This is a genomic window from Kitasatospora sp. NPDC056138 (genome assembly GCF_042264695.1).
Taxonomy (GTDB): domain Bacteria; phylum Actinomycetota; class Actinomycetes; order Streptomycetales; family Streptomycetaceae; genus Kitasatospora.
The window spans coordinates 64108-77204 of sequence record NZ_JBHJVK010000019.1 but is presented as its reverse complement, the minus strand read 5'-3'; the positions used below and the strand labels follow the sequence as shown (position 1 = coordinate 77204).

At 72.2% G+C, this 13097-nt stretch carries 11 protein-coding genes; 4 read left to right on the top strand and 7 right to left on the bottom strand.

Features of this window, described 5'->3' with window-relative positions; translation table 11 throughout:
* The first annotated feature begins 668 nt into the window (after positions 1-668).
* Together ACFC1R_RS14815 and ACFC1R_RS14810 are read left to right on the top strand one after the other, a co-directional pair.
* Complete coding sequence (locus ACFC1R_RS14815) at positions 669-1328, top strand: class I SAM-dependent methyltransferase (RefSeq protein WP_375938387.1); 660 nt, start codon at positions 669-671, stop codon at positions 1326-1328.
* Positions 1329-1558: 230 nt separating this feature from the next.
* The gene (locus ACFC1R_RS14810; protein WP_375938291.1) at positions 1559-3322 is read left to right on the top strand and encodes a SpoIIE family protein phosphatase; all 1764 of its coding nucleotides are present in this window, start codon (positions 1559-1561) and stop codon (positions 3320-3322) included.
* 172 nt (positions 3323-3494) lie between these two features.
* On the opposite strand, the gene ACFC1R_RS14805 is transcribed toward ACFC1R_RS14810, so the two are convergent.
* The 3 genes from ACFC1R_RS14805 to ACFC1R_RS14795 all read right to left on the bottom strand — a co-directional run bounded on the left by ACFC1R_RS14805 (position 3495) and on the right by ACFC1R_RS14795 (position 6400).
* Positions 3495-4232, bottom strand: a complete 738-nt coding sequence (locus ACFC1R_RS14805) for an HNH endonuclease (protein WP_375938289.1) — start codon at positions 4230-4232, stop codon at positions 3495-3497.
* The gene (locus ACFC1R_RS14800) at positions 4229-5323 is read right to left on the bottom strand and encodes an AAA family ATPase (protein ID WP_375938286.1); all 1095 of its coding nucleotides are present in this window, start codon (positions 5321-5323) and stop codon (positions 4229-4231) included. The genes ACFC1R_RS14805 and ACFC1R_RS14800 overlap by 4 nt, the downstream gene beginning before the upstream one ends.
* 126 nt (positions 5324-5449) lie before the next feature.
* Positions 5450-6400, bottom strand: a complete 951-nt coding sequence (locus ACFC1R_RS14795) for a LysR substrate-binding domain-containing protein (protein ID WP_375938384.1) — start codon at positions 6398-6400, stop codon at positions 5450-5452.
* Between the two features lie 140 nt (positions 6401-6540).
* Here ACFC1R_RS14795 and ACFC1R_RS14790 point away from each other — a divergent pair, with 140 nt between their 5' ends.
* Together ACFC1R_RS14790 and ACFC1R_RS14785 are read left to right on the top strand one after the other, a co-directional pair.
* Positions 6541-7092, top strand: coding sequence for a peroxiredoxin (locus ACFC1R_RS14790; RefSeq protein WP_280695172.1), 552 nt, complete (start codon positions 6541-6543; stop codon positions 7090-7092).
* 2 nt (positions 7093-7094) lie between these two features.
* Entirely contained in the window at positions 7095-7631 is a 537-nt protein-coding gene (locus ACFC1R_RS14785) for an alkyl hydroperoxide reductase (protein WP_375938283.1), read from the top strand.
* Between the two features lie 104 nt (positions 7632-7735).
* Here ACFC1R_RS14785 and ACFC1R_RS14780 read toward each other — a convergent pair whose 3' ends face one another.
* The 4 genes from ACFC1R_RS14780 to ACFC1R_RS14765 all read right to left on the bottom strand — a co-directional run bounded on the left by ACFC1R_RS14780 (position 7736) and on the right by ACFC1R_RS14765 (position 13072).
* Positions 7736-9148, bottom strand: coding sequence for an AI-2E family transporter (locus ACFC1R_RS14780; RefSeq protein ID WP_375938280.1), 1413 nt, complete (start codon positions 9146-9148; stop codon positions 7736-7738).
* Between the two features lie 458 nt (positions 9149-9606).
* Complete coding sequence (locus tag ACFC1R_RS14775; RefSeq protein ID WP_375938277.1) at positions 9607-10326, bottom strand: transglycosylase SLT domain-containing protein; 720 nt, start codon at positions 10324-10326, stop codon at positions 9607-9609.
* Between the two features lie 405 nt (positions 10327-10731).
* Positions 10732-12066 (bottom strand): PhoH family protein, encoded by a 1335-nt coding sequence (locus ACFC1R_RS14770; protein WP_375938274.1) that lies wholly within the window; start codon positions 12064-12066, stop codon positions 10732-10734.
* Positions 12067-12322: 256 nt separating this feature from the next.
* On the bottom strand, positions 12323-13072 hold the full coding sequence (locus ACFC1R_RS14765; RefSeq protein WP_375938381.1) for an isoprenyl transferase: 750 nt from the start codon (positions 13070-13072) through the stop codon (positions 12323-12325).
* Between the last annotated feature and the right edge of the window lie 25 nt (positions 13073-13097).

Here is a 13097-nt window from a genome sequence, read left to right as displayed (position 1 = left end):
CGCCCCCCCTGCGCGTTTACCCCCCTCCCCACACTGGGTACCCCCGGGGGCGTGGCTGTCCCCGCCCCCCCCGGGCGGGGGCAACGCCCTGACGCTTCCCCGGCGCTGGTAGAAACTCTGTCAGATGCCGATTGACGTTCGATAAACGCCTTGATATATCGCGTTTTCGTAGGTCAGCAGCGTTGCGTCCAGCGCGCTGTGCGGCGCGGGGCGAGTACCCGCACCACCCCCTCCCGCCCCGATGTGCTCCCACGATCCCGGCCAAATTCGTCCCAACGACCATGAGTTGGCCGGAAAGGGATCCCATGGCCTAGTGATCACGCCTATCCTCAAAGGCCAGTGCAGTGTGCCCGAAGCACTGCCGGGATCGACACGGACGGAGCGGGGGCCGGAGCGGGGAGCCCCGGTACGGCGGTGAGCGCGACAGCGGGCAGCGGGACACGGGAACCAGCAGGGCAGCAGGCAGCACAGTGACGCGGGAGCGTGGCGGACCGCAGCAGGTGGCGAGGCCGGGGGCCGAGGGGGGCTGTCGGCGGCGCGGCCGGGCGGCGGCCAGGGTGGAAAGGTGCCTCGAAATCGTGACGACCGGACAGATATCCGATCCCGCCAAGGGCCACGAGCCCGCCTCCGCCGACCAGCAGGCCTGCCGACGCCGCGCCGAACGCGCTCTGCAGGCCGTCGCCTTCGACACCATCGGTGCCCGCTACGGCGAGGCCTTCCCCGCGAAGGCCGGCCAGCTGGAGTGCGGCGACTGGCTGCTGGCCGAGCTGGAGCCCGGCGCACCCGTCCTCGACATCGGCTGCGGCACGGGCGATCCGACGATCCGCCAGCTCACCCTGGGCGGCCTGCGGGTCGCCGGGCTGGACCTCTCGGACGGGATGCTGACGCTGGCCCGCCGTTCGGTCCCGGCCGCCGGCTACCACCGGATGGACATGTACGACCTGGCCACGCCGCGCGCCGTACACGCCTGGGGCATACCGGAGTTGGGCCCGCAGGCGGCAGGCGGACTCGCCGCCGCGACCGCCTTCTTCTCGCTGATCCTGCTGCCCCAGGACGAGATACCGGTGGTACTGGGCCGGATCCGCGAGCTGCTGCGGCCCGGCGGCCTGCTCGCGCTCGGCATGGTGGAAGCCGATCTCGACTACGCGCCGCTGCCCTTCCTCGGGCACGAGATAAGGATCAGCGGCTATCTGCGCGAGGAGCTGGAACAGACGCTGGCCGGGGCCGGTTTCGCGGTCGAGGGGCACTCGGGCCACCCGTACGCCCCTGCGAGCACCGACCTGCCGCCGGAGGAGCAGCTGTTCCTCCGCTGCCGCCGGGTCGGCTGACGGTCCGGGCGGTGGATCGGCGGACGGACCGACCCGCCGGCCTCCCGGCCGGGGACCCATGACCACAGGATCCATCGAGAACACGAACGATCGGCCACCGGATCGCTGACTCCCCCCAGACTCCTTCGACCTAACGGAACGGGCAGCCCGTGCGCGACCACTACCAGCCCCAGACAGGGGAGCCGCCCACCGTGCCCGTCCAGCGCCGCTCGCCTCCCTCGATGACGCCCATGACCTTTCCTCCCTCCGCCGCACCCGCCGCCACCGCCCCTCCGCACACCGCAGCGGTGCGCCAGCCGATCGCCGAACGGCTGGCGTACCTGGACAGCGCCGCCCGGCGGATCAACAGCTCGCTCGACCTGACCGCGACCCTGCGCAACCTCGGCCGGGTCGTGGTCCCGACGCTGGCCGACGCCGCCGTGGTCCACCTGCGCGACCCGCTGCCGAACCTCGAACGCGACCCGGGCCGCCCGACCGCGCTCCGGATCCACCACGCCCACGGCACCCGGCTCGGCCGCTGCTCGCCGACGCTGGAGGTCCGGCCGGACGGGGTGCTCGCCCGGGCGTTCGACCAGCAGCTGCCGTCCGGACCGGTGGTCCTGGGCACCCCGTCCGCCGCCGGGCTCCGCCCGCTGCTGGAGGAGCTGTACGGCGCCCGGACGCTGGCCAGGCTGGCGGCGGGTACGGCTCTGCTCGCACTGCCGCTGCGCGGGCGCAAGGCGGCGCTCGGACTGCTGCTGCTGATCCGCCGCCCGGGAAAGGTCCCGGCCTCGCAACCCGCCGTGGCGGACCCGGTGACGGCCGCGTTCGACGCCGCCACCGCCTTCGACCTCTCGGACACCGCCACCGCCAACCACCTGGCCACCCAGGCCGGGCTCGCCGTGGACACCGCGCTGCGCTACTCGCGCGAGTGGGAGATCGCCGACGAACTGCAGCGCAGCATGCTGCCGACCCATCTGCCGCAGCGGCACGGCGTCCGGCTGGCCCACCGCTACCTGCCCGGCGAGAGCGGTGCCCAGGTCGGCGGCGACTGGTACGACTCCGTCCCGCTGCCCGGCAACCGGATGGCCCTGATCGTCGGCGACGTGATGGGCCACTCGCTGACCTCGGCCGCGATCATGGGCCAGCTGCGGACCAGCGCGCAGACCCTGGCCGCGCTCGACCTGCCGCCGCACGAGGTGCTCTACCACCTCGACGAGCAGGCCCAACGACTGGGCCACGAACAGCACTTGGCGACCTGCGTGTACGCGGTGTACGACCCGATCGCGAACCGGGTGGTACTGGCCAACGCCGGGCACGTACCGCCGGTACTGATCCACCCGGACGGCCGCAGCGAGCTGCTCGAACTGGAGCCCGGCGCGCCGATCGGGGTCGGCGGGGTCGACTTCCACTCGGTCGAGCTGCCCGCACCACCCGGCTCCGCACTGCTGCTCTTCACCGACGGGCTGGTGGAGTCCCGGCGCCGGCCCATCGGCACCGGCCTCGAACTGCTGCGCAGCCGTCTCGGCAACGCGCGCCGGCACTCGCCCGAACACCTCTGCCAGGAGGCCCTGCGGATCCTCCCGCCCGGCGACCGGGCCGACGACATCGCGCTGCTGGCCGCCGCCTTCGACGGCATCCCGGCCGAGGACGTCGCGTACTGGTACCTCCAGCCCCGGCACGAGACCCCGGGACGCGCCCGCCGCCTGGCCGGGCACGCACTGCGCCGCTGGGGGCTCGAACCACTGGCGGAGAACACCGAGTTGATGGTCAGCGAGCTGGTCACCAACGCCATCCAGCACGCCACCCGGCCGGTCACGCTCCGACTGGTGCGGACGTCGGTGCTGCGCTGCGAGGTCGGGGACGACAGTCCCGTACTGCCCCGGGCCCAGCGGGTCGGCCCGGAGGACGAGCGGGGGCGGGGTCTGCAGATAGTGGCCAGGTGCGCGGACCGCTGGGGCGCGACCAGGCTCGGCGCGGGCAAGGTGGTCTGGTTCGAGCAGCGGATCCCGTAGCCCGCCCGGGCACCCGCGCACCCGGGCAATCGGGCGCTCGGGCGCTCGGGCGCTCGGCCGGGAAAGCCGGAACGCCGGAGCCGCCGGGCGTCCCCGCAGCTGGCGGGCGTGCTCCTCCCGCACCCGTCCCCGCATCCCCTTCCGCACCTGTCCCGCACCCGTCCCGCGCCCCTCACGGTGCACCGAAACGCGGTTCCTCGCAGGCGAGTCGGCTCAGCGCGGCGTACGCGTCCGCGCCCAGGACCACCTCCGCGAGGGCCGGGGTGCGGGTGAGGCGGAGGACCGCGCGGAGCACGTCCGCCTGCCAGAGCATCGCCAGCGCGTCGGCCAACTCCCCTGCGAGGTCCGGGGCTGCGCCGTGCTGGCGGTGCCACTCGCGCAGCAGGGACTTGACCACGGTGAAGGCCAGTCGCCGCCCCCGGACCAGCTCACCGCGGGAGTTGAGGCCGAACACGTCGATGGTGGCGTGGCCCTTGGGCGTCAGCCCCCGGTACGCGCCGGACTCCAGGTAGAGCTGCAGGTGGTCGGCCGGGTCCTCGCGGGCGGGGTCGATCAGCAGGTGGGCGCCGGTGACCGGGTCGCAGGGGAAGCGGTCGCGCTTGCGGTTGCTGTTGCAGTAGGCACAGGCGAGCAGGTGGTTGTGCCAGTCGAAGGTGCGCAGCGGGGCTCGGGCGATGGGTTCGAAGTGGTCGATGTCGGTGCCGAGGTTGTCGCCGCAGTACATGCAGCGGACCAGTCCTGGCGCCATCCGGTTCAGCAGGGCGCGCAGTCGGGCCTTGGGCTCACGGGCGGTGCGCCAGGCGGCCCGCCCGGTGGCGGTGCTTGGCCCGGCGGTGCGCAGCGCCTCGGTGCGCCGGGCCAGGTCGGCGGCCAACCTGTCGTGCAGCGGCGGCCGTTGGAGCGGGATCACCGGTTGCCGCCTCGGTCGGTCCTGGCCTCGTCCACCCTGGCGGTGAGCGAACTGTTCAGCCGGGCGCCGAGGGCGCGGTACTCGGCGATGTCGGCGGTGGAGGCCTTGCCCGCGTACAGCTTGCGCTCCAGGGCGATCAGCAGCTGCCGTTCGGCCTCGGCCTGCGGGGAGTGGACGCTGGGCAGTCGGAAGAGTTCGGTGAGCGCGGTGTCGTCGCCGCTGCCGTAGACGATGCGCTGGTGGAGGTCCTCGTCCAGGACCCGGGGCGGGCTCTGCTCGGTGGGACCCGGCAGCCGGATCAGGCCGCCGGGGTCGGCGGCCTGGCAGATGTACGGGCTGTGGGTCGAGACCAGGAACTGGACGTTGGGGAAGTGCGCGACCAGCCACTCGCCGAGCCACTGCTGCCGGGCCGGGTGCAGGTGGGCCTCGGCCTCGTCGATCAGGGCGACGCCGGGCGCGGGGACGGTGGGGGGCTCGCCGTCGATCACCGGCTCCTCGTCGGGGTCCGCCGTCCGGGCGGCCCGGAGCAGGTCGAGGACCAGCGCGAGGACGGCCCGGATGCCCCCGCCGAGGGCGTCCGCCGGGAGGGTGCGGCCGCCGCGGGCGACCCAGAGGCCGTCCTGGTCGAGCCGGGCGACGCGGTGGCCTTCGGGCAGCAGTCCGTCGCCGAGCAGCGCGAGTAAGGAGTCACCGTGGCGCCCGGTCGGCCAGCGCGGACCGCCGGCCTGCGAGGCGGAGCCGCCCAACGGGCCGGAGCCGCCCAGGCGGGTGGCGACGGATGCGGTGGCCGTGCGGGCGCCCGAGCGGTGTTCGGCGAGGACGCCGTCCGTCCGGATGAGCCTCCAGCGCAGCTCCTCCGCCTCTCTGTCGACGATCCGCACCTCGCCCTCGTCCAGCCAGGACGGGTCGCCGGGGCCGCACCCGAGCGCGTGGGCGACGGCGTGCAGCAGTGCGGTCTTGCCGGCGCCGCCCGGCCCGGCGAACACCGTCCAGCCGGCGTGCGAGCCGTCGGGCCTGGTCAGGTCCAGGTCGAGGGCACGCTCGCCCCGGAAGCCCCCGATGCTGTCGATCCCGAGTCTGGCGACGTACATGGCGGCCACCCCTCAACCGGTCGGCGTGCTGCATGGATTGAGTACCCGTCGCAGCGGCCCCAATCACCCGCCGGCCCGGCCTCCGCCGCCTGCGGGGGTGCCGAACCCGGGTCGCGGGGCGTTTGGTCAGGTCACGATGCGGACCGGCAGTTCGCGCAGCACCTCGCGCAGGGAGGCGGCGAAGCGCTCGTACTCGTCGCTCCGGGCCGAGCCCGGGCGGGTGGCGAGGCCGATCCGGCGACCGGGGGCCGGATCGGCGAAGTGGACGGAGGCGAGCCGGTCGGCCCGCCCGGCCTCGACGTCCAGGGCGGTGGCGGGCAGCAGGGTGACGCCGAGGCCCCCGGCGACCAGCTGGACCAGGGTGGAGAGCCCGGCGGCCCTGGTGGACCCGCCGGCCGGGTCGGCGCCCACCTCACGGCAGATGTCCAGGGCCTGGTCGCGCAGGCAGTGGCCCTCCTCCAGCAGCAGCACGTCGAGGTCGAGCAGGACGTCGCGGGGTACGTCGGTCCGTCCGGCCAGCTCGTGGTCGGGCGGGGTGATCAGGACGAAGTCCTCGTCGAAGAGCGGGATGTCGCGGGTGGGCGCGGCCCCTCCGGCGGGCAGGGCGAGCAGCAGCAGGTCCAGGCGCCCGGCGGCGAGCCCCTCCAGCAGCGAGGGGGTGCGCTCCTCGTGCACGTGCAGGTCCAGCTCCGGGTAGCTGCGGCGGACCAGCCGGAGCACGGCGGGCAGCAGGTACGGGGCGACGGTCGGGATCACACCGAGGTGCAGCGGCCCGGTGAACGGCCGGCGGGCCGCCTCCACCTCCGCGGTGAGGTCGTGCAGCGAGGCGAGCATCCGGCGTGCGTGCCCGGCCACGCGCTCACCCAGTGGAGTGATGATGACCTTCCGCGTCGTACGCTCGACGAGCTGCGATCCGAGCGTCTCCTCCAAGGCCGCGACCGCACCGGACAGCGCCGGCTGGCTGAGCCCGACCGCAGTGGCCGCATCACGGAAGTGCCGGTGCTCGACGACCGCGAGAAACGCCCTGAGCTGGGCGACCGTGGGGGTGCGGGGCTTGGGGTGGTGCGAGTTACTGATAGCTCTCTCCGATCAGATGGATCGAGTCTAGCTATTTCCCCGATCAGTGCGCGGTGTGTCAGTGTTGAGGAGTCCGAAACAGCCGAACCATAGGCAATCCGGACGTACCTCCCCGCAACCGCACCACAGGAGAAGCGAACGTGCTCACGATCGGTGACAAGTTCCCCGAGTTCGAACTCAACGCCTGCGTCGACCTGGACGCCGCGAACGCCTTCGCCGAGATCAACCACAAGTCCTACGAGGGCAAGTGGAAGATCGTGTTCTTCTGGCCGATGGACTTCACCTTCGTCTGCCCGACCGAGATCGCCGCGTTCGGCAAGCTGAACGAGGAGTTCGCGGACCGCGACGCCCAGATCCTCGGCGTCTCCGGCGACTCCGAGTACGTCCACCACGCCTGGCGCAAGGACCACAAGGACCTGCGCGACCTCCCCTTCCCGATGCTGGCCGACGTCAAGCACGACCTGATGCGCGCCTGCGGCGTCGAGGGTGCCGACGGCCTGGCGCAGCGCGCCGTCTTCATCGTGGACCCGAACAACGAGATCCAGTTCGTCATGGTGACCGCCGGCTCCGTCGGCCGTAACCCCAAGGAGGTCCTGCGGGTGCTGGACGCCCTGCAGACCGACGAGCTGTGCCCGTGCAACTGGACCAAGGGCGAGGACACCCTCGACGCCCAGGCCCTGCTGGCCGGCTGATCATGGCGCTCGACGAACTGAAGGCGGCCCTGCCCGATTACGCCAAGGACCTCAAGCTCAACCTGAGCGCGGTCATCGGCAACTCCGAGCTCCCCGCCCAGCAGCTCTGGGGCACCGTACTGGCCTGCGCGATGGCCACCCGCAGCCCCGCGGTCCTGCGCGAGCTGGAGCCCGAGGCCAAGGCGAACCTGACCCCGGAGGCGTACACCGCCGCCAAGGGCGCCGCCGCCATCATGGGCATGAACAACGTCTACTACCGGACGCTGCACCTGCTCTCCAACGACGAGTACGCCACCATGCGTGCCGGTCTGCGGATGAACATCATCGGCACCCCGGGCGTGGAGAAGGCCGACTTCGAGCTGTGGTGCTTCGCGGTCTCCGCGATCAACGGCTGCGGCCAGTGCCTCGACTCGCACGAGCAGGTCCTCCGCAAGGCGGGCGTGGACGCCGCGACCGTCCAGGCGTCGATGAAGATCGCCGCCGTCGTCCAGGCCGTCGCCGCGACCCTCGACTCCGAGGCCGTCCTGGCTGCGCTCTGACGCACACGGCACAGCGAAGGGGCCCTGCCGGACACACCGTCCGGCAGGGCCCCTTCGCTGTTCTTCGGTTCGCCCGCCCCTCAGGGCCGCTCAGGACTCGGCACTCAGGACTCGGGGCCCGGGCTCGGGATCCGGGGCTCGGCGCTCGGGGCCGCGACGCGGGCGGCCTCGAGCGCCTCGAAGACCTGCTGGCCGGCCGCATTGCGCTGACGCAGGTGGGCCACCACGGTGTTGGTCACCGCGATAAGCGGGACGGCCACGATCGCGCCACCGATCCCCCCGACGATCGTGCCCGCCGCCACGCCGAGGACCACGCCCAGCGGATGCACCCGCACCGCACGGCCGAGGATCAGCGGCTGAAGCAGGTGCCCCTCGATCTGCTGCACCGCGACCAGGACCACCAGCACCATCAGCGCCGTGAACGGCCCCTGCGTGACCAGCGCGATCAGCACCGCGACGGTGCCGGTGACCAGCGCGCCGACCAGCGGCACGAAGGCCCCGAGGAAGATGATCACTGCCAGCGGCAGCGCCAGCGGGACACCCAGCAGCTGGATGCCGACACCGATGCAGAGAGCGTCGATGAAGGCCACGCACACGGTGCCGCGCACGTACGCGGTGAGGGTGGCCCACGCCTTCGGACCCGCGCCCGCCATCGCGTACCGGGAGTGGCGCGGCAGGCCGCGCAGCAGCCAGCTCCAGATCCTGGCACCGTCGTAGAGCAGGAAGAAGGTCGTGAAGGCCGCCAACAAGACGCCCGTGAGCACCTCGACCGCTATCGCCACGCCGGTGAATCCGGCCGAGGTGATCTGCTCCGAGTTGGTGCCGATCGCGGTGGAGATCTGCTTGGCGAAGTCGTTGATCTGCTGCTGGGTCAGGTGCAGCGGCCCGGTGACCAGCCACTCGCGCAGCTGGTTGACACCGGCCTGGACCTTGCCGGTGACCGAGTTGAGGTTGGTGGACACCTGCCAGATCACGAACCAGCCGACCAGCCCGATCCCCGCCAGACCACTGAGGAAGGTGACCGCCGCCGCCAGCGAGCGCGGCACGCCGTGCCGCCGCAGCCAGGAGACGGTCGGCTCCAGCAGTGCGGAGATCAGCAGCGCCGCCAGCACCGCGAAGGCGACCAGCCGCAGCATGTCCACCACCCGGAAGAGCAGGTAGAGCGCCGCCGCGAGCAGCAGCAGCCGCCAGGTGGACTCGGCGGCCACCCGCAGCGCCCACGGCACGGCCTCGACCGGACTCGCCGGACGGCCGGGAGCACCGCCGGCTTCGCGTCCGTACGGCGCCGGTGCCCGCTCGGCCCCGGGACGCCGCGCGGCGACGTCCAGAGGCTGCGCGGCGCGCGGCGACGGTACGTGGTCGACGGGCACGATGTCGACGCCGGGGTCCACCAGCTGTTCCTCCGCCGCACGGGCGGCTCGTCGCCGTTCCGCCAGCACCGCTACCAGCCGCGAGGCCAGGGCTCCCGCCCCCGACACCGCCAGCACCGTTCTCGCGCCCCGCGCCACCTTTGACACCACCGCTCCCCGATCGGCCCCTGCTGCGCCGTGGGTCGTCCCAGTCACGGCTGTCGGGGACGACGCTACCCGTCCGACGGACCGGGATTCGCCCAGGATGAGAGGTGCGCGTGCGGAGTTTCCCATGTCACAGGGACAGAAAATATCCCAATACCGGATAATCCACCGGTTTCGGACCCCGGCTCGGCGGGGAGGGGTCGGGTGCACGGGGCCCACTGCAGAGCCAACTGTCGGCGGACCGGCCGGTGCCGGGGCAAACCAGGACCCTCCCCGGCGCCCCGCGTCCGCACCTGGACCGCACCGCCCACCCGCGCCATGGTCAGCGCAGCGCTGGGCGGCGCGGCCCGCCCGCGTACGGGCCCCGTCGACTGGGGCGGCGACCGGGCCGGACCGGACCGCGAAGACGCCGAGAGGCCCCCGACGCAGGTCGGGGGCCTCTCGGGGAAGCTGCTTCGCTCCTAGTACCAGCTGTGAGCCTGCCAGAAGGACCAGGCACCGCACGGCGAGCCGTAGCGCTCGTTCATGTAGTTCAGGCCCCACTTGATCTGCGTCGCGGGGTTGGTCCGCCAGTCCGAACCGGCCGAGGCCATCTTCGAACCCGGCAGCGCCTGCACCAGGCCGTACGCTCCGGAGCTCGCGTTGGTCGCCTGGTAGTCCCAGCCACTCTCGTTGTTGACGATGTGGCTGAAGCACTGGAACTGACCGGCGTCGCCCACGATCGAGGCAGCCATCGCCTGGACCGAACCGGGGCTGGCGCTGACCGCGGCCATCTCGGTCCGCGCCTTGGCGCGGTTCGCGGCCTCCTCGTCGGCCTTCCGCTTCTCCTCGGCGGCCTTGGCCGCCTTCTCCGCGTCGGCCTTGGCCTGCGCGTCGGCGGCGGCCTTCTGGCGCGCGGCCTCGTCGGCAGCCTTCTTGGCGGCGGCTTCCTGCGCGGCCTGGTCGGCGGACGCCTGCTGGGCGCTGGCCTGTTCGATGAAGTTGTCGCTGACGGCCTGCGCGTGGGCACCCGTCGGGACGTCGGCGAGCAGGGTGGCACCCGCGACGTCCATCGGCTGGGCGTTCTTGCCCTCGCTACCGGAGGCCACGCCGACAACGGCACCTACAGCGGTGACCGCGGTGGCAGAGGCCACAGCGACTCCCCGGACCGAGATCCGAGTCACATGGTTTCCTTCCAGCATCGCCCGCGCGTGACCGTTCGGACGCAACATGCCCCTTGGCGCTGGCCTCCACAGGTGCTGGTCACGGGAGACTCGGGCCCGGCGCCGGGCCGAGACTGAGTCGGACAAGCGAGTGGATCGGGCGGCGCACGGCTCAATCGTGTTCAGTTGTCCGCCCGCCGACCGGAGTTGCCGGGCGAGTTCTGTGCCGTACGCGGGGCCTGACAGAACCCTCACCATGCCGCACCAGGACGTGTCTACGCAATTCCCGGTTGCGTGGCGGATCTCACAATTCCTGCGAGCAGGGAGTTTGCCGTTACCCGGGAGAAGGGATGGCCGGATGTGATGACAGCCAAGGAGCCTGCCGCTATGCGACAGGCTCCTTGATGCCCTTTTAGGGCGATTTGACCCGATGTGGAATGCGGATCAGAGCTGGATGTCCTCCAGCATCTCCGTCACCAGAGCGGCGATCGGGGAGCGTTCGGAGCGGGTGAGGGTGACGTGCGCGAACAGCGGGTGGCCCTTGAGCTTCTCCACCACCGCCACCACGCCGTCGTACCGCCCGACTCTCAGGTTGTCGCGTTGCGCGACGTCGTGGGTGAGCACCACCCGCGAGCCCTGGCCGATCCGGGACAGCACGGTCAACAGCACGTTCCGCTCGAGGGACTGCGCCTCGTCCACGATCACGAACGCGTCGTGCAGCGACCGGCCCCTGATGTGGGTCAGCGGCAGCACCTCCAGCATCCCCCGGGCGATCACCTCCTCGATCACGTCCGGGGTGGTGACCGCGGACATGGTGTCGAAGACCGCCTGGGCCCACGGGCCCATCTTCTCGGCCTCGCTCCCCGGCAGGTAGCCCAACTCCTGCCCGCCGACCGCGTAGAGCGGACGGAACACCATCACCTTGCGGTGCTGCTGGCGCTCCAGCACCGCCTCCAGGCCCGCGCAGAGCGCCAGCGCGGACTTACCGGTACCCGCACGACCCCCCATCGAGACGATGCCGACCTCGGGGTCCAACAGCAGCTCCAGCGCCACCCGTTGCTCGGCGCTGCGGCCCCGCAGCCCGAACGCCTCCCGGTCCCCCCGGACCAGTCGGACCCGGCCGTCGTGCGCCACCCGGCCGAGCGCGCGGCCGCGCTCCGAGGTGAGCACCAGCCCGGTGTGCACGGGCAGTTCATCGGCACCGTCGATCTGCACCGAGACGTCGTGACCGGCCCCGAACAGGGCGTCCACCTGGTCGCCGGACACCTGCAGCTCGGCCATCCCGGTCCAGCCCGAGGTGATCGCCAGCTCCGCCCGGTACTCCTCCGCCAGCAGGCCGACCGAACTGGCCTTGATCCGCAGCGGCAGGTCCTTGGAGACCACGGTGACGTCGTAGCCCTCGGCCTGCAGATTGCGGGCGACCGCCAGGATCCGGGTGTCCGCCTCGCCTCCGCCCGAGCGGTACCCGGCCGGCAGCACGGAGGGGTCGGAGTGGTTCAGCTCGACCCTGATGGTGCCGCCGAACTCGCCCACCGGGATCGGCTCGTCGAGCCGGCCGTGGCGGATCCGGTAGTCGTCCAGCAGGCGCAGCGCCTGGCGGGCGAAGTAGCCCAGCTCCGGGTGGTGCCGCTTGGCCTCCAGCTCGGTGACCACCACCACCGGGAGGACGACCTCGTGCTCCTCGAAGCGCGTCATGGCGAGCGGGTCGGCCAGGAGCACGCTGGTGTCGAGAACGTACGTGCGCCGGTCTGGTGTCCGGCGGCTCTTGGTACTGACCACTAGGCCTCCCGAGCGGATGACCCAGCGTCACCCGCGGCAAGCCGGTCCCCGCGACCCCGGTGGCCGGGGTACCGGTCTGACTGGGGTATTCCCAGGCGAACCGTGGTGCATACCCGCCGCACGCAAGTGACGGATCATTGTCGTCGAACGTTTACCCGGGCGCCTTCCGGGCAGACGATCTGAACACGCTTCAGCCGCGCACCGGCCCGGGCCGACCGTACGACCGAGCCCCGAAGCACCTTCGGGTGAGGGCCCGTCAGAGGCCCAGGCGGCGGTTGCGCAGCTGGTAGTCGCGCAGGGCCCGGAGGAAGTCCACCTTGCGGAAGGCCGGCCAGTACGCCTCGCAGAAGTAGAACTCGCTGTGGGCGCTCTGCCAGAGCAGGAAGCCGGAGAGGCGCTGTTCGCCGGAGGTCCGGATGATCAGGTCGGGGTCGGGCTGGCCGGTGGTGTAGAGGTGCTCGGCGATGTGCTCGACGGTGAGGATTTCGGCCAATTCCTCGATCGAGGTGCCCCGGCCGGCGTGCTCCTGGAGCAGCGAGCGCACCGCGTCGGCGATCTCGTGCCGGCCGCCGTAGCCGACGGCGACGTTGACCGTGACGCCCTGGACGTGCGCGGTGGCCTGGGCGGCCTGCTTGAGGACGTCGGCCGTGTGCTCGGGCAGCAGGTCGAGCGCACCGACCGGGTTCACCCGCCAGCGGCGGGACTCGGCCAGCCCGCGGACCGCGTCCTCGATGATCCCGAGCAGCGGAACCAGTTCCTCGGCCGGCCGGGAGAGGTTGTCGGTGGAGAGCATCCAGAGCGTGACGACCTGGACGTGCGTCTCGTCGCACCAGCCCAGGAACTCGCTGATCTTGTCCGCACCGCGCTGGTGCCCGTAGGCGGTGGTACCGCCGGTCGCCTTCGCCCAGCGGCGGTTGCCGTCCAGGATGACCCCGATGTGGTGCGGGGTGTTGTCGAGGTGCACCTCGACCCGGCGGCCGTAGAGCCGGTACGCGTTGTCCAGCAGGGTGCGCAGACCCGGCGTGCTCTCG